At 53.8% G+C, this 16980-nt stretch carries 13 protein-coding genes and 1 pseudogene; 13 read left to right on the top strand and 1 reads right to left on the bottom strand.

Annotated features, from left to right (window positions below):
- Positions 1-21: 21 nt before the first annotated feature.
- From HU724_RS27615 to HU724_RS16735, 8 genes and pseudogenes are all read left to right on the top strand, one after another.
- Positions 22-711 carry a filamentous hemagglutinin N-terminal domain-containing protein gene (locus tag HU724_RS27615; RefSeq protein ID WP_225927628.1) on the top strand — a complete coding sequence of 230 codons (690 nt, stop codon included), beginning with the start codon at positions 22-24 and terminating at the stop codon, positions 709-711.
- Positions 609-8372 (top strand): DUF637 domain-containing protein, encoded by a 7764-nt coding sequence (locus HU724_RS16765; RefSeq protein WP_225927627.1) that lies wholly within the window; start codon positions 609-611, stop codon positions 8370-8372. Before HU724_RS27615 ends, HU724_RS16765 begins: the two co-directional genes overlap by 103 nt.
- Entirely contained in the window at positions 8372-8833 is a 462-nt protein-coding gene (locus HU724_RS16760; protein WP_016775045.1) for a DUF6392 family protein, read from the top strand. Before HU724_RS16765 ends, HU724_RS16760 begins: the two co-directional genes overlap by 1 nt.
- A gap of 45 nt (positions 8834-8878) precedes the next feature.
- Positions 8879-9154 (top strand): HNH/endonuclease VII fold putative polymorphic toxin, encoded by a 276-nt coding sequence (locus HU724_RS27835; RefSeq protein WP_125927969.1) that lies wholly within the window; start codon positions 8879-8881, stop codon positions 9152-9154.
- Positions 9060-9791: a hypothetical protein gene (locus HU724_RS16750; protein WP_186569871.1), complete on the top strand. Its 732-nt coding sequence runs from the start codon at positions 9060-9062 to the stop codon at positions 9789-9791. The genes HU724_RS27835 and HU724_RS16750 overlap by 95 nt, the downstream gene beginning before the upstream one ends.
- Positions 9792-10264: 473 nt before the next feature.
- The gene (locus HU724_RS16745; protein ID WP_225927626.1) at positions 10265-10840 is read left to right on the top strand and encodes a hypothetical protein; all 576 of its coding nucleotides are present in this window, start codon (positions 10265-10267) and stop codon (positions 10838-10840) included.
- 127 nt (positions 10841-10967) lie between these two features.
- Positions 10968-13658, top strand: a pseudogene (locus HU724_RS27610) (DUF637 domain-containing protein); the annotation flags it as partial.
- Positions 13658-14092, top strand: a complete 435-nt coding sequence (locus tag HU724_RS16735) for a hypothetical protein (protein ID WP_186569597.1) — start codon at positions 13658-13660, stop codon at positions 14090-14092. The pseudogene HU724_RS27610 and the gene HU724_RS16735, both read left to right, overlap by 1 nt.
- Here HU724_RS16735 and HU724_RS16730 read toward each other — a convergent pair.
- Positions 14073-14372, bottom strand: coding sequence for a hypothetical protein (locus tag HU724_RS16730; RefSeq protein WP_130927882.1), 300 nt, complete (start codon positions 14370-14372; stop codon positions 14073-14075). The two genes, HU724_RS16735 and HU724_RS16730, sit on opposite strands and share 20 nt — an antisense overlap.
- Positions 14373-14590: 218 nt before the next feature.
- On the opposite strand from HU724_RS16730, the gene HU724_RS16725 reads away from it, so the two are divergent.
- From HU724_RS16725 to HU724_RS16705, 5 genes are all read left to right on the top strand, one after another.
- The gene (locus tag HU724_RS16725) at positions 14591-14860 is read left to right on the top strand and encodes a hypothetical protein (RefSeq protein ID WP_016775048.1); all 270 of its coding nucleotides are present in this window, start codon (positions 14591-14593) and stop codon (positions 14858-14860) included.
- A 50-nt stretch (positions 14861-14910) separates the two neighbouring features.
- Positions 14911-15066 (top strand): hypothetical protein, encoded by a 156-nt coding sequence (locus tag HU724_RS16720; protein ID WP_186569596.1) that lies wholly within the window; start codon positions 14911-14913, stop codon positions 15064-15066.
- Between the two features lie 42 nt (positions 15067-15108).
- Positions 15109-15369: a hypothetical protein gene (locus HU724_RS16715; protein WP_186569595.1), complete on the top strand. Its 261-nt coding sequence runs from the start codon at positions 15109-15111 to the stop codon at positions 15367-15369.
- A gap of 13 nt (positions 15370-15382) precedes the next feature.
- Complete coding sequence (locus HU724_RS16710) at positions 15383-15760, top strand: hypothetical protein (protein ID WP_186569594.1); 378 nt, start codon at positions 15383-15385, stop codon at positions 15758-15760.
- Positions 15761-16142: 382 nt separating this feature from the next.
- Entirely contained in the window at positions 16143-16775 is a 633-nt protein-coding gene (locus HU724_RS16705; RefSeq protein WP_225927625.1) for an SMI1/KNR4 family protein, read from the top strand.
- Positions 16776-16980: the final 205 nt, after the last annotated feature.

The following is a 16980-nucleotide window of genomic DNA, read 5'->3' as shown; positions in this document are numbered from 1 at the left end:
TGCCCGCTTCGAGATTCTGATATGGACATTCGCCACCTGGCCTTCCTGGCCAGCCAACCTTCTGCGGCCGTAAAAAAGCGCGAGCAATTCTGCGGCATGCCCAAGCGTGGTCTGGCCTTTTTGCTGGCGAACGTCATGTTCTGGCAACCGGTGTGGGCGCAGGCGGACGGCATCGTTGTCAGTGCACCCGGCACCAGTCTGGATCGCGCCGGCAATGGCGTGCCAATCGTCAACATCGCAGCGCCCAATGGCAGTGGCCTGTCGCATAACCAGTTCCACGACTACAACGTCGGTGCGCAAGGCGTCATCCTCAACAACGCCACCGACCGCATGCAACAGACGCAACTGGGCGGGATCATTCTCGGCAACCCGAACCTGCGTGGCGCAGCGGCACAAACCATCCTCAACGAAGTCAATGGCGGCAGCCCGAGCCAGTTGCGCGGCTACACCGAAGTCGCAGGGCAATCGGCACGGGTGATCGTTTCCAATCCTTACGGCATCAGTTGCAACGGTTGCGGTTTCATCAACACGCCACGTGTCACGCTGACCACCGGTAACCGGTGCTCGACAACGGTCGCCTGGAACGCTTTCAGGTCGACCAGGGAAGCGTGTCGATTGACGGCGTTGGTCTTGATGCAAGCAATGTCGACAGTTTCGAAATCATTACCCGCAGTGCGCAGATCAATGCACAGATCCACGCAAAAAACCTGAACATCACCACCGGTCGCAACGACGTCAACGCCGACACCCTCAACGCCACCGCCCGTGCCGATGACGGCAGCGCCAGACCACAACTGGCCATCGACTCCTCGGCGCTCGGCGGCATGTATGCCGGTGCAATCAAACTGGTCGGCACCGAGCAGGGCGTTGGTGTGAAGCTGGCGGGGGATCTTGCCGCCAGCGCAGGTGACATCCAGATCGACGCCAATGGCCAGCTGACCCTGGCTAAAGTCACGGCGGGTAATGCCGTCGATGTAAAGGCCAAAAGTCTCGATGCCCAAGGCGCGGTTTATGCCGGTACGCAGGTCACCGTACAAACCGCCGAAGACCTGATCAATCGCCAAAGCCTCGCTGCCCGTGACAGCGTCAGCCTGAGCAGCGGCGGCAGGCTGACCAATACCGGTGTGATTGAAGCCGGGGTAAACGCAGACAACAGCCGCAACGCCAATGGTCATCTGTCGATCAACAGTGCTTCGGTAAGTAACAGTGGCAGCGTGTTGGCCAGCCGGACCCTGGCCGCCAGCGCAGCCGCAACGTTTGAGAACCAGAACGGTACCGTGCAGGCTCAAGACCTCACTCTGAACGCGGCGCGCCTGGTCAACCAAGGTGTAAATGCGCGTGTTTATGGTGAAACCCGTCTGGTCGTGAGCGCGCCGGCCATCGTCAACCTCAGCGGCCTGATTCGCTTCGCCGATGGGCAAGCGGCAACACTGGTGGTCGACAGTATCGACAACCGTCAGGGTCGTATCGAAATCGCCGGCGGCAGCCTCAAGCTCAATGCTCAGGAGGTAAAAAACACCGGCGGCAAAGTGATCGCCGGTCGCCTCGACGTGGACGCCCGTCAACTGGACAACAGCGGCGGCCTGATCGGCGCCAGCGACGGTGAGGCCAAGGTTGTCGCCCGCGAACGTCTGACTAACGGCGCGGGCAAGATCCAGGCGAAAACCACACTGGCACTGTCGGGAGGGGAGTTGCTCAATCAGGCTGGGACGCTGGCTGCCGACGACATTCACGTCACGGCCACTCGCCTTGATAACAGCGCCAAGGGTGTGATCAGCGCGGAAAACGGTGCTGCTGATCTGACGCTGATGCAGGATTTCGACAACCACGACGGCAAGGTGCAAGCCTCGGATCGCTTGACCGTCACTGCGCAGAGCATCAACAACCGCAACGCAAGTCTGACGGGCAAAACCCTCGAGGTGGCCAGTCGCGGCACGCTGGATAATACGCAAGGCTCGATTTCGTCCGATGACAGCGTGGTTTCCAGTGCAGACCTGGATAACAGCCTTGGCCTGATCCAGGGGACCGATCGCCTGAGCCTGACCGCGCAAGATCTGCAAAACGCCAGCGGCCAACTTTTGGGCGGCATCGTCGACGCAAACCTGCGCAATCTGATCGGCAACAACGACGGCACGCTCAGTGCCGAAACCGGGCAACTGACGCTCCTCGTCCAGCAGCACTTGAACAACGCATTGGGCCGTCTGCAATCCATCAAAGGCGATGTGGAACTGCGTGCCAGCTCGGTCGATAACCGTGGCGGTGTAGTCGCCGCCCGGCAATTGCTGGTGTTGGCCAAGGACGGACACGTCGACAACCGTGGCGGGCGGATGATCGCCGACGGCCTGGAGTTGCACGCGGCCAGCCTTGATAACCGTGCCAACGGGTTGTTGGCCGCAGGTGCCGATGGCGCGCGGTTGATCTTCAAGCAAACTGCACCAAGCCAGTCGCAACTGCTGAATCAACAGGGCCGGATTCAGAGCGAAGGTCAGTTGCACATCGACGGTGACGAGGTCGACAACAGCGCCGGTGTCCTGCTTGGCAACGCTATCGACATCAATGCCAAACAACTTGGCAACAACGACAAGGGCGGCATCGTCGGTAATGGCGGCGATGTCGTCCTCAACATTGCCGGAGTCTTCAGCAACGTCAACGGTCTGGTCGATGCTGGCGCACAGCGCTTACTCCTTGATCAACTGACCTCGCTGGATAACCGCGGCGGCACCCTGCAAGGCAAGCGCCTGGACATCAATAGCGCCTGGATCAACAACAACGCTGCCGGGCAGATCATCGCTGGCAGCGACGGCCTGAAGATTACTGGCAAAACACTGCTCAATCAGCAAGGTGTGATTCTGGCCAACGGCAGCCATGCCGAACTGGCGCTGAACAACGGCAATTTGCAAAACCAGGGCGGCACGCTGCAAGCCGACTCGGTGAGCATCACCAGTGCCGACCTCGACAACAGTGCAGCCAGCGGCAAGGCCGGGCTGATTTCCAGCCTGATCGATGACGTGACGTTGACCGTGACGCGCCTAACCAACCGCGCCGGCAAGATGTTCGGCAAGGATCAGGTGATCTTCACTGGTGCCAGCCTGGACAACATCAGCGGCGAGATCAGCGGTAATCAGCTGGGGCTCGAAGCCGTCGGGCAGGTCCTCAATCAGGGCGGCCTGATCGAATCGGCGAACAGCCTCAAGCTGACTGCCAGCGGCTTGGATAACAGCGCCGGTGGTCAGCTCCGCGCCCTCGGTGGCGCTGCGAGTCAGATCAAGCTGCTCGGCAATCTGAACAACCAGAGCGGCGTGATCGAAATCGGCAGTCAGGACCTGCTGCTGTCTGGTGCCGAAATCAATAACTTCAGCGGCAATGTGCGCCATGCGGCGCAGGGCCTTTTCGATCTGGATGTCAGCCAACTGACCAACAACCAGGGCAGTCTCACCGGGCTGGGCAATGGTGTATGGGATGTCGGCTCGGTCAACGGCGTTGGCACCTGGCAACTGAACGGCGGGCTTACCTACACCAGTGCGCAGAACCTGACGCTCAATGCTGGCGAGCGGATCGCCAGTGCTTCGGCGCTCAGCCTCAACGTGGCCAACCTGAACAATGCCGGACAATTGCTCAGCGGCGGCGATCTGGCGCTGACCCTCGGCGGCAATCTGCTCAACAGCGGCAAAGTCTCCGCGCAGCAGAAACTCACGATCAGCGCCAGCGACGTGATCCAGCAGGACGGGCGACTGGTCAGCGGCGGCGACACCGTGATGAACTTGCGCGGCACACTGGACAATCTCGGTCGCCTGATCGCCAACCAGAACCTCACGGTGACGGCGGCACGGATCAATAACAAAGGCACCCTCGGCGCCCAAGGCAATCTCGAATTCACCGCCGCCAACGGTCTCTACAACGATGCCGACACGCTGCTGTTCAGCGGCGGCACGATGAAGCTGCACGGCAACAGCCTGAATAACTATTACGGCGATATTTACAGCCGCGGCAACATGAGCTTCGACGCTGTCGATGGCGGGCGCGCGGCGTTGTTCAGCAACTTGTCGGGCACCATCGAAGGCGAGGGTGACGTCGACATCAACGCGGTTTCCTTCGAAAACGCCAAAGCCGAGTTCGAGCTGACTTCCGGTCAGTCGTCCGGCAGTTTGAGCTGGGTGTGCGGTCAGCACTGCGATGGTGGTGATGGCTGGAAGCGCGGCACCATCACCATCACTACCCAATTCAACGACGAGGTGCTCAAGGACTCGCGCGCGGCGCGATTCGTGGCAGGCAAGAACTTCACCATCCACGCCAACCAGGTTGAAAACCGTTACAGCCTGCTGGCCGCCAACGGCGACCTGACCGTGACGGCTGACAGCCTGCTGAACCAGGGCGCGGAGTCGCGTTCGGGGACGCGAGTGGTGAAAAGGGGCACCCCTGGGCGTATCGACAACAGCCTCTGGGACAAGATGGAGTTCGTCGATGTTCCGGCGTTCAACGCGGCTACCGCGGCCGGCAACTTCGATCAGGCGCGGTTCGATGAACTGATCAGTCGCTCCAGTGATTCGCGATTCTCTTTGATGAGTGACGTCACCACCTGGAATGCAAACGGCAACGCCGTTTACGCTGCGGTGATGCAGGCCGGCGGCAAGGTCAAGCTCGACGTCACCAACAGCATCCAGAACGGCACGCTATACGACAACACTTATGGTCAACTGACAGGTTCTCTGGCCAGCGACCAGACTGACGCGGTCGGCGGCATCAACATCAACCTGGGCAAACATAGCACCGACGCTGTCGCCCAAACCTCCAGATCCGTTACCCGTATCGAGCATGTCGACGCCGATGGCGTGAAGCAGATCAGCTTCACACCGGTGGACTTCAAAGGTGTGCCGTTCGCCGCAGTCGACCCGACGGCTTCCTCGACCTTCCGGTTGCCGAAAGGCCCGTACGGCATGTTCGTGCAAAGCACGAATCCGCAGAGCCGTTATCTGATCGAAACCAATCCGGAGCTGACCCAGACGACCGCGTTCATGAGCTCCGACTACCTGCTCGGCAAGCTCGACTTCAGCGCCGACGAAGCGGCGCGTCGCCTCGGTGACGGTCGCTATGAATCGCGGCTGATCAGCGACGCCGTCATGGCCCAGACCGGCCAGCGTTTTCTCGCCGGTGGCCTGGAGAACGACTACGAGCAATTTCGTTATCTGATGGATAACGCTCTCGCCAGCAAAAACCAACTGAACCTCTCTGTCGGCGTCAGCCTGACCTCGGCGCAGGTCGCTGCGCTGACCCACGACATTGTCTGGATGGAAGAGCGCATCGTCGACGGCCAGAAAGTGCTGGTGCCGGTGTTGTATCTGGCGCAGGCCGAGTCGCGCAACGTGCGCGGTGGCAGCCTGATTCAGGGCCGAGATCTGGAAATGCTGGCCGGTAGCGATCTGGTCAACGTCGGCACATTGAAGGCCAGCAACGACGTGTCCGTCGACGTCAAGGGCAGCCTCTATCAGGGCGGTCTGGTGGAAGCCGATGAGCGTATCAAACTCATGGCCACCGACAGCATTCGCAACGCACTGGCCGGCGAAATCCGTTGCAATCAGGTCGAACTGACGACACTCAAGGGCGATATCGTCAACGATCGTACCGCCATCGCTGTGCGTGATGGCAGCGGCATGCGCACCCTTGTCGACGACGGCGGCTTCATCAGCGCTCGCGACAGCCTGACCATCAAGTCCGGACAGGATCTGACCAACGCGTCTGCCATCAGCAGCGGCGGTGACGCCAGCCTGAGTGCAGCGCGCTACATCAACCTGTTGGCGACACGCGACGAAGACGAACTCCACGAATCATTCGATGGCGGCCACCGCTCAGTCATTACCTCCACCGTGGAAAACCTCGCGTCGACAGTGAAAACCGGCGGCGACCTGAAGCTCGATGCCGGTCGCGACATCAACGTCGTCGCCAGCACAGCCGAAGCCACCGGCAACCTCGCCGCCGAGGCCAAGCGCGACATCAACATGTCCTCGGCCGGAGATGAACACAACGTCGAAACCCATAGCAAGGACGGCAAGAAACGCGTCCATGAACAGGATGACCACACTGTTCAGAAAGCAGCTGAGTTCATCGCCGGCGGCGACGTAAAAACCAGTTCCGGGCGTGACACCACACTGGTCGCGAGCAAAATCAGCGCAGGCAATGAAGCCTACGTCTACGCCGGTAACGACCTCAATCTGCTGGCCGCGCAGAACAAGGACCACACCCTTTACGACATGAAGGAGAAGGGCGGTTTCGGCAACCTGAAACTCCAGCGCGACGAAGTCACCCAGGTCACCCACGTCGGCAGCGAAATCAAGAGCGGCGGCAACCTGTCTCTGGTCAGCCTGGGCGACCAGCATTACCAGGTGGCCAAACTCGACAGCGGCAAGGACATCCTCCTCGACAGCGGCGGCGCCATCACCTTCGAAGGGGTGAAGGATCTGCATGACGAGAGCCATACCAAAACCAACAACAACGCCGCATGGGTCTCGGCCAAGGGTCGCGGCAACACCGACGAAACCCTGCGCCAGACGCAGATGATCGCCAAGGGCAACATCGTCCTGAAAGCGGTCGATGGGCTGAAGATTGACATCAAGGATGTGAGTCAGGAGTCCGTCAGCCAGACCATTGATGCGATGGTCAAGGCTGATCCGCAACTGGCGTGGTTGAAGGATGCGGAGGCTCGGGGAGATGTTGATTGGCGGCGCGTGAAGGAGATTCACGAGTCGTTTAAATACGAGAACTCGGGCGTCGGGCCAGCGGCGCAAATTGCCATCGCCATCATGATGTCTTTTGTGATGGGGCCGGCAGGACTGGGCTTGGTCGGCGGTGGCTTCGGCGGCGCATTCGCCACAACTCTCGCTACGACGGGCGTGACAAGCACGATCAGCAATAAAGGGAACCTCGGCGCTGCATTCAAGGAAACATTCAGCGCCGACAGTCTCAAGAACGCAGCTATCGCTGGCTTCACCGCAGGCATGCTTGATTATGCCGATGCCAATTGGTTTACAGCGGGGGGCAGCAAAGCCGCAAGTATTCTGACCAGCAGTAATTTTACCGACGTAGCGATCCGAACTGCGGGTCGCGCGTTCATTTCCAGTGGCATCTCTACCACCATTGGTGGCGGAAGTTTTGCTGACAACTTTGGTTCCGCGTTGCTGGGAGAAGCGGGCAGTGTCGCGATGGCGACCGGGTTCAATTTCGTTGGCGATCAAACGATCAAGTTCCCGGAAGGTGGCGTAGTAAAAGTTGTCGCGCATGCGCTGATGGGCGGTTTGATTTCCGAAGTAACTGGCGGGGATTTTGCTACCGGTGCGGCGGCTGCTGGGCTGAATGAAGCTGCGATGAATACGCTGGTGAAGTTCGCCGCTGGCAATGATCAGCTGCAGGTGATGTTGTCCCAACTCACGGGTGTTCTTGCAGCGGCCCTCGTTGATGGCAATTCACAGTTGGGAGCCAGCATCGCCGGGAGTGCCACGACTTATAACTATCTCTACCACCGTGAGGTGAAAGAGATGCTCGCTGAGATGGACAGCAAGACCACGGATAAGGAAAAGCTTGCTGTCAGGGATAAATATGAAGCGCTTGACAAGCAAAGAGAGTTAGAGCTGGACGAGTTTTGTAAAGGGGCACCTGATACCTGCCGTCAAATCTCCCACGATTTGGCCGACGATGACGAAAAGTTCTCGAAGCTGATAGCGACGCTACGAAGTGAAGGCAAAAGTGGAGAAGCCTATTGGGTAGGAGTTGTTCAGGTAGGGAATCTAAACTCCACTGGGTCAATAGCCTCCATCGTGAATTTACAGGAAGGTGGTTTCTTTGCAAAATTGGGTGCTGTCGCGATCCAGATGGGGGGTGGAATTTTTCCGGGTAGGGCAACCGGGAAAGGTACGACTGCCACAAAGGAAGCCGACGTAAAGGGTACGGGTGGTGTAAAAGGAAACGAAGCGTCCAAAGCACCGGTTCAAGAACTTGAGGTTGACTCCTATAAAAATCTCAAGTCAAGAGAAGTAGTTGCTGACGGGTTAGAGCACGACCACATCCCTTCCTTTGCTGCATTGCGTACGGCAAAAGAAGCTGAATTAGGTCGTCCCCTTACAGAGGTGGAGGCCAAATCGCTTTACCAAAACGCAACAGCCGTGGAGGTTCCTCGCGATGTCCACATTGCGGGTCCCACGTATGGGGGTAAAAATACCCGTGCACAGGTTCAACAGGACGCCATTGATCTGTGCGGCGCGGTGTGCCGTGATACAGACGCATTGCGAGAAAATTTACGCAATCGAGGTTATGATTCAAAAATTGTCGATGAGACAATTAAAAAAATAGTGGAAAGAAATCGAGAGATTGGGGTTATCAAATAATGAATACTTGGTCTGACTTTATTCACGCTCTCGGTCAAGATGAGAATGGATCAGTCATCACGGGTCTATGGCAACGTTTTGAAGAAAAGCCCGTCATTTCAGAGACTCCTGATGCCTATAATGATCCAGGCGGGAAAACAAAATATTACAAGTTTATAAAGTCTGGGATAGAGCTTGGGTTTCGCGCGGGACAATTAAATCACATTCATTTTTTTGTGCAGGAGGATGAAGGCTATTCACCGTATAACGAATATGTGCTTGATCGGGCTGCTCATGCTTGGACTGCCAAAAATGTCACTCAGGTATTGGGTACGGCAGACGCAGGAGCATCTGCTAAAGTTGATATGTTGATTGGTAAAGTCCGGCAGTGGTGCAAATATCAGTTTTCAACATACGATCTACGTATGGAGTTTTCAGAGGATGGTAAGTTGTGGAAGGTAACCCTGATTGCTAAGGGTTAAGTGAAGGAAAATTACGTTGAAACGGTATTGGAAGAGTGTGGATGAATGGGGGCAGGCCACGTTGAAAAAGTACTCCAAAACGTGGTCTGTCCGCATTTTCCCCCGACCATTCAGCAGCCTAGCCGAGTAATTCAAAGTGTCGACAAACGGGGCAACCCTCAGCCCGGAGCCATTTATGAGTTTGAGGTTCCCGCTTCAGGTGGCGGTACGCGGACAGTGAGAATTCGTGACGACACAGCGGGACATGATTGCGGGGAAGGTGATCCGCAAAATCGCGGGGCGCATTTTAACGACGAAGCGGGAAATTATTATCATTACTAAAATCAAAAATTTGGGAGAAAATGACGTATCTGATTCGAATCAGACAATCAATCTGAATGAGGGTAACGGAAAATGCAGATTAAAGTTGTCTGCAGCTAGTTTTATTGCGTCGAAGCCTCATGAGTCATTGGAAACAATATTCGACTTCATACATGAACGCGTTGTCGAAAATATGCCGGGATATGCAGCCTGGTTGCTTTTGGGTAACTCGGCTTGGCAGCCAGGCACGAGAATCGTCAAATATTTAGGGCTATGGGGTGGGTTCAAATCACGGGGGATTGAAGTTCCCCAAGGAAGTCATTCGATAGTGCATACCATGGAGCGCGATGGGAAGCTAAAGTTTTTTGGAGGTATTCGCCTATCGGATCTTTTAGATGGGACAATTCTGGAGGCGTTCTTGGCTGAGAGATGTTCTTATGTAGCCATTGTGCCTATAGATTTGGATATGGAAGAAGCCTTACTCATTGGCTGGTCTGGAAAGATTTCGGAAGATCTGATGCTCTTCGAATATGTGGCGGAGGGGAACGGACTGTTAATGGCAAAGATTGGTGAATTTGATGATCTTGATAGAGGAGTTGTCGCTGTCGGAAAACGACAAGTGCTGGATGATCTTTTATCAAACTTTGATAATTCGTAAAACCGAATTTCGCTATTTTTTCTCCTTCTGAGCTCCGCGCAGGTCGCCACGCTGATTGTCGATATCGTCTGAGAGATAAATGGGTGCAGACCACGTTGAATGCAAAAGCTGGGTACTCTTGGGGGGGAAGGGAACAGACCACGTATAGAAGGCACTCGAAAACATGGTCTGTCCCCGTTTCCTCAATACTCAACAGAGCAATAAATTCGGAAGCGAAATTTCGAACAAGGGTAAATAGGGACAGGCCACGTTTACAACGCACTCCAAAACGTGGTCTGTCCCCGTTTCCCCACGTATGGAAAACTACCAAGTGCAGCCGATCTTGAGTCGGTTGGCGTCAGGGTTATCCAGGATGGAGGTCTAGATGCTCGATTCTCGGGGCACACGTTCCTACGCACAGACGGTAGTAAGATTACTGATCTCCATAGTATGAAAACCATCGTTCTAGAGAAAATAAAATGATAGTTTCAGCGATGTTTGATTCCCTCGTCACATTTGACTGCGTATATGGAGGCTTTGAGCTCGAAAATGGAGTAGTTCGCCTTTATGTCGAAAGAGGCCTAGCCTTGAAAAAAACGAAGTTGGTAACAGCGGCGGATGGCGCTCGGATCGTACAGTGTGATGAAGATGAGTGTCCTAAGGGCGAAAGTATTTTTCCTGTTCATTACATTTACGATCCCGCTAGAGATGTGGAGTATGTTGAATGGAGTCTTGTAAATGGTTTGTTACACGCTCGAAGCGAGGGTGGTGAATGGGTCAGATACGAGAGCGAGAGTGAAGGTTTGCACGCAATGCATGAATATGTGGGTGACTGCTGGCTGGTCTTTTCTGGTGTGAGTGTGTTGAGAAAAGTTATCTATGAATATTCTCTCGATCGAAAGAGTTCCTCAGGTAATGAGTTTGTCGAGGAGTTTATTAGTGGGCCTAAAGTCGATAAGTCTGCAAGTGAGTATTTTCTTGAGGGTGAAATAAATGTTTTGCCTGGGCCAGGATGGATGTCTTTGAAAATTGATGCAGATTCGTTTCATATCGAGATTCCCGACGATTGAAAGAAAAGCGGATAGATGGGGACCGGATAAATGGGGACAGACCACCTTTCGAGAGACAAACGGGGACAGGCCACCTTCAAATTCGCGTCGAGCGTAAAAGCGGCGGTGACCTGCAGCTCGATGCCGTCGCAACATCTATTTGTCCTCGGCCGGAGATGAACACAACGTCGAAACCCATAGCAAGGACGGCAAGAAACGCGTCCATGAACAGGATGACCACACTGTTCAGAAAGCAGCTGAGTTCATCGCCGGCGGCGACGTAAAAACCATTTCCGGCCGTGACACCACACTGGTCGCGAGCAAAATCAGCGCAGGCAATGAAGCCTACGTCTACGCCGGTAACGATCTCAATCTGCTGGCCGCGCAGAACAAGGACCACACCCTTTACGACATGAAGGAGAAGGGCGGTTTCGGCAACCTGAAACTCCAGCGCGACGAAGTCACCCAGGTCACCCACGTCGGCAGCGAAATCAAGACCGGCGGCAACCTGTCTCTGGTCAGCCTGGGCGACCAGCATTACCAGGTGGCCAAACTCGACAGCGGCAAGGACATCCTCCTCGACAGCGGCGGCACCATCACCTTCGAAGGGGTGAAGGATCTGCATGACGAGAGCCATACCAAAACCAACAACAACGCCGCATGGGTCTCGGCCAAGGGTCGCGGCAACACCGACGAAACCCTGCGCCAGACGCAGATGATCGCCAAGGGCAACATCGTCCTGAAAGCGGTCGATGGGCTGAAGATTGACATCAAGGATGTGAGTCAGGAGTCCGTCAGCCAGACCATTGATGCGATGGTCAAGGCTGATCCGCAACTGGCGTGGTTGAAGGATGCGGAGGCTCGGGGAGATGTTGATTGGCGGCGCGTGAAGGAGATTCACGAGTCGTTTAAATACAGCAACTCGGGGCTTGGCCCGGCTTCGCAGATGATTATTGCGATCGTCATGGCTGCCTTTGTCGGGCCTGCTGCGTTCGCTTCGCTAAGCGCGAGCATGGGTACTGCCTGGGCCGCAGGCCTCGCCGCTGTGGCAACAGGTGCAGCCACAAATGCCACGACCAGTTTTATCAATAACGGCGGAAACCTTGGAGCGGTTTTCGCGGACGTTACTTCATCCGATGCACTGAAGGGCTATGTGATTTCCGGAGTGACAGCCGGATTGATGGCCGAATACCTGAACCAGCTGACGGGGATGAAATACGATCCGAATACCGGAAAGTTGCTCGGCCCGTCGTTAGCCACGTGGGAGGGCGTCGGCAGATTCGCTGGAAGCCAAATCATCCAGGGTGGCACTTCGGCGCTGATCACCAAGGCAGTCGGCGGCGATGCAAGTGCCGGTGACGTTCTGAAGACGGCTCTGTTCAATACCGTCGCAGCGTTCAGCTTCAACATGGTGGGCGATCTCACGCAGGGCGTTCTGGATGATGGCTCAGCGGGCAAAATCATCATTCATGCGGCGGTGGGTGGGCTGTTGTCGGAGATGACCGGCGGGGATTTTGCGACAGGCGCGTTGGCGGCTGGTGCGAATGAAGCGCTTGTTGGTGAGATGAACAAATGGTTCAAGGGCAATCCCGAGTTGTTGCTCATGGGGTCGCAGATAGTGGGGGTGCTCTCCGCAACTGCGCTGGGCAATACTGATCAAGAGTCATTGGAAAACGCTTCTTGGGTTGCCAACAACGCGACACAGTACAACTTCCTGAATCACCAGGATGTAAAAGACCTCGAGAAAGCGCTTAAGGAGTGTAAAGACAACTGTGATGCTGTTCGAGCTGAGTTTGCCAAGCGTGATGCGGATAACACGGCGCGGCTCAATAACTGTTGGGCGACCGGCGATTGCGCGCAGATCAAGGCTGAGATTGATGAAGGCTCTCTTGCATTAAATAAACTTTGGGAAAATGACGATTCGGGGATCACAGATCAATTCCTTCATAGCAATATCGCCGACTCGACCAACGCTAGGACGCGAGCGGTCCTCGACCACCTTCCGAAAGGGGATCCGGCTAATGCGGTGAAATTGTTGGCTGCAGCGGGAATTATTGCTCTTGCGCCGGAAGCGATTGGTTTGCTTGGACAGTTGGCCACGAGAGGTGCAGCTACTTGTGCAGCAAACCCAGTGCTGTGCGCGAACGAAGTCGCGATCTGGACCGCTGAGGCAGGAATGTCGGAGGCACTTCCCGTGGGGTTAGGGGCCACAGCAGGTGGGGCCGCAGCCAAGGAACTGAGTGATCTCCGCGGTTTGATGGAGATCGAAGCGAAAACTGGGGCTAAGCTAACGGCTGAGCAGATTGCGGCAGTCGTTAGGCCGGCAGCGATAGGTTCAGAGGGGGCAGCCACCGTTGGAGGTCAGGCAACCTCTACATTTTTGAAAGATTTTGGCGAGAAAGTTCTTAGTCATAACACCCAGATTGGCGTGCGTAATAGTAAGGCGGGGACGATTTCTGGTGCTCATAACAGCGATGCCTTCTTGGAGTCGGTTGAAAAAACTGGGGCAAAAATCTCCAACAAAACTACGGATGTCCGTTATCCTGGCCTTGTGGAGTATAGTTATCAGTTGCCTAAAACTAACACTCGGGGCGAGTTGGTCGGTGGATACAAGTCCAAATCCACCAAGACAACTTATGATTCGAAAATTCTGTCAGATATCAAGGTGGCTGATATGTCGAGCAGGGCGGCAGTCGAAGCTGGCTCTTTGTTCAGAGCTAATCCAGCCATGAGGGAGGCCAGTATCAAAGTTGATGGTTATTACTTTCAAGTGACGCGTGATAGCAAAACTGGAGATATAACAAACTCATTTATTACTATGCCGCCGAGGACGAAATAATGGCTGATTTGGTTTGGTTAGAGGTTCTCAAGGAATCATTTTCTTCAACTGACGCAGATTATGAGGGTCTTTACGAGTTAATTGAGGCTTCTATCGTAAGAGGGAGGACTAATTTTCCTGCGTTTATCTACGACGCTTCGCAGGGACATGGGTCCTCAGTGGCTGAAGGTTTTTTTTACTCGCTTGATCAGGATTGGGACGATCCAGAAGAATTCAATGAGGTAAGTTTCTTCTTGGGGGAAGCGTTAACTTCTAGCATACCTGTGGCTGACTACGTTTCTCTGATGAAAATTGCAGCTGATGTTTATTCTGCTTACTTTCCAGATGAACGCGATGGAGTTCAAAGGTCTGCTGAAAGATTAGAAAAGCGTTATTCACAACAAATGGAGGAGATAAACGGGGACAGACCACCTTTCAATTCTCGTCCAGCGTAAAAGCGGTGGCGACCTGAAGCTCAATGCCGGTCGCGACATCAACGTTGTCGCCATCGCCGAAGCTACCGGCAACCTTACCGCCGAGGCCAAGCGCGATATCTCCCTGTCTCGGCCGGTGATGAACACAACGTCGAAATCCACAGCAGGCACGGCAAGAAACGCGTCCATGAAGAGGACGACCACTCTTTTCAGGAAGCTGCTGATTCATCGCCAGCGGCGACGCAAATACCAGCCCGGACCTCGACACCACACTGGTCGCGGGGAAGATCTGCACAGGCAACGAAGCCTACGTCTACGCCGGTAATGATCTGAACCTGCTGGCCGCGCAAAACAAGGGCCGCACCCTCTACGACATGAAGGAGTAAAACGTGTCTGTCCGCCGTTTTCCCAAGTAAGGTGATTGGAACAAACGTCTGATGCGCTCCGATCTCGACAATCAAAATAAATGTTCGGGATGGTGTGATCCAGACTGCGTTCTCGTACTGGTTAGGAATGGTTATGAGCAGTGGCGGCACGATAATAGAACGATTTGTGGCCCAAGAGTTGGACGACAGCGTTCGCTCTATTTTGAAAAACGCCTTTGATGAGCGGGTTTGCTCAGAGAGCATTCTGTTCAGGGCGTTCGAGTTTAATTGCTTTGACGTTTCTTTAGACTTTGAAAAAGGCATCGTCACATTGCAAGATGTACTCTCCGCTGGAGAAAGTAGCGTTCTTGATATACCGATACGTGATTTTATCTCTGCTTGTGGTTTGAATGTCTCTTGTTAATTGTAGAGGCCTAGATGTGATCTGACACCGGCCTAGCCTGGGGTGCGTTCATGGCCGGTGAAATCACCGGTGCAGGATTATTAGCTTTGATCGGAAAGGCGGGCTCGTGGTTTTCCAAAGTTGAACAGGGTACAGCTAACCTGCTCGACTCTGGCGCAGAGGGTGTTGGGCAGATTCCGGTCGATCTCGGTAAAGTCAATTTCTAAGCTGCCAATGATATAGGGTCAATATACTCTCCAAAAGTGAGCATGATCGGAACCGATGTGATTTTTGATGATTTAGCAATTGGTACGAGTAAAGGATTTTTGGGCGTTGGTCCGGATGGCGCAGCAGAACTGGTAGGCCCATTAAAGAAAATGCTGGAGTACACCCAGTCCAAAGGTGGCCAAAACATTACTTTCAGAGGATATTTCGCATCTGAGGAAGGGGCAGCATTAGGTGGTGGCGAAGTCGGGCAAAAATTTTCGTATACTTTCCCGCTACTAATGAAGGGCTTAGAGAGTTTCTAAAGGGGTTGCATTGATGAGTGCTTTGAAGCAACTAAATAGTATAAGTTTGTCCGGGTATGGAGTTTTTATTCCATCTACTATTCATGAGGGTTTAGGTGTTGGGATTTATCAGCTAAATTTTGATTTTATAGTTTTTCGGATTTTTAAAATTGGGTTTTCAATTTTGTCGGAAGGGGCGGAAAAGTGTGTTTTCTTTAAAGATGTTATAGGTATAAAAAGCAACTTAAATGCTTCGATTTTCTCGGAGGCATCTCAGCAAAAGGATTTTTACGTTTCGCTTCCTTTAGGTATAGAGACATCAGGAGATACAGTTGTGATTGAGGTTCCGTTACTGATTTATTCAAGGCTTCTGATTTTTTTGAATAAGATGTGTGAGTTGCATAAAACTTGAAGGCAGGCAGGGCAAATTGTCGGTCATCAGTAATGATGAGCGCCAAGAAATGCGTGGGATAAATGGGGACAGACCACGTTTAGAAGGCACTCCAAAACGTGGTCTGTCCCCGTTTCCTTCTAGGGGCAGGAAAGCCTGACACGTTGACCATAGATCGAGATAATGCGGCAGCGCGCAGGCGTGATTCTTTGCGCGGAATTGAAACAAAACCGGGCCTCGACCGTGATGAATATCCGCCCGCCATGTTCCAGGAAGGGGGCACGAAGCCTCAGTAAGGCATATCACCGCTGGTGATAACCGTGGGGCAGGCGCTTGTATTGGCGCTCAATGCAGAGAGTTGCCTAACGGGACGAAGGTTAGAATAGAGGTGAGAGATTAGATTGTGAATAATTTGGATAAGTTGTTATCGATTGCAAGTTCGTCCTTGAGTGAGCGTGAACCAGAACTGTCTGGGCCAATACGCAAACTGGCAGGGACTTCGGCGGAACAACTTGTTAATGTGCTGCGTCAGCGCAATGGCTTCTATGCTTTTGAAGGCGCGCTGCATGTTTTTCCAAGCGACTCCAGCCAAAGTGAAATAGGCATATCTGATTGGAATCACGCTGACCTGTGGCGCAGTAGCTACAATGACGTAGCCGATAACGTTGTCTTTTTTGCTGAAGATATCTTTGGTGGACAGTTCTGTATCAAGGATGGCAGTATCTACATTTTTGATCCGGAAACTGGCTCGTTAGAGTACTTGGCTGCGGATGTTGAAAGCTGGGCTGAAGTAGTTCTGCACGACTATGAAGTATTGACAGGCTATCCGTTGGCTCATCAGTGGCAAAAGCGCAATGGTCCAGTTCGTGCTGGGATGCGTTTGCTGCCCAAAGTGCCTTTTGTAATGGGTGGTGATTTTTCCTTGGATAATTTATATGTTGCCGATGCTGTAGAAGGCATGCGGCTCAGAGCCGATATAGCCGATAAGATTAAAAATTTACCGGACGGTACTCAGGTTAAATTCAGTCTGGACTGACAGGAGAAAATAAATGGGGGCGGACCACGTTTAGAAAGCATTACGAAAACGTAGTCTGTCCCCTTTTCATACTTGTTTCGTTCAGTTGCTTGTTATTCATGATTGTCCTGCATGCATTTTTCGATTTTTCAGGATTTGGTCGCAGTCTTTTTACTTACTGCGAAATTTCCCTTCCTTCACTGCTCGCTTTAGGTCGTGGTCTGAG

Origin of the sequence: Pseudomonas iranensis (genome assembly GCF_014268585.2) — a bacterium.
Classification (GTDB): Bacteria; Pseudomonadota; Gammaproteobacteria; order Pseudomonadales; family Pseudomonadaceae; genus Aquipseudomonas; species Aquipseudomonas iranensis.
Note: the sequence above shows the minus strand (reverse complement) of the source record. Positions and strands in the feature narration are given on the sequence as shown.

Bases quoted from the DNA above. Each gene is read 5' to 3' on its own strand.
- HU724_RS27615 (WP_225927628.1), top strand. From the start codon at position 22: ATGGACATTCGCCACCTGGCCTTCCTGGCCAGCCAACCTTCTGCGGCC.
- HU724_RS16760 (WP_016775045.1), top strand. From the start codon at position 8,372: ATGAATACTTGGTCTGACTTTATTCACGCTCTCGGTCAAGATGAGAAT.
- HU724_RS27835 (WP_125927969.1), top strand. From the start codon at position 8,879: ATGGGGGCAGGCCACGTTGAAAAAGTACTCCAAAACGTGGTCTGTCCG.
- HU724_RS16745 (WP_225927626.1), top strand. From the start codon at position 10,265: ATGTTTGATTCCCTCGTCACATTTGACTGCGTATATGGAGGCTTTGAG.
- HU724_RS16735 (WP_186569597.1), top strand. From the start codon at position 13,658: ATGGCTGATTTGGTTTGGTTAGAGGTTCTCAAGGAATCATTTTCTTCA.
- HU724_RS16725 (WP_016775048.1), top strand. From the start codon at position 14,591: ATGAGCAGTGGCGGCACGATAATAGAACGATTTGTGGCCCAAGAGTTG.
- HU724_RS16720 (WP_186569596.1), top strand. From the start codon at position 14,911: ATGGCCGGTGAAATCACCGGTGCAGGATTATTAGCTTTGATCGGAAAG.
- HU724_RS16715 (WP_186569595.1), top strand. From the start codon at position 15,109: ATGATCGGAACCGATGTGATTTTTGATGATTTAGCAATTGGTACGAGT.
- HU724_RS16710 (WP_186569594.1), top strand. From the start codon at position 15,383: ATGAGTGCTTTGAAGCAACTAAATAGTATAAGTTTGTCCGGGTATGGA.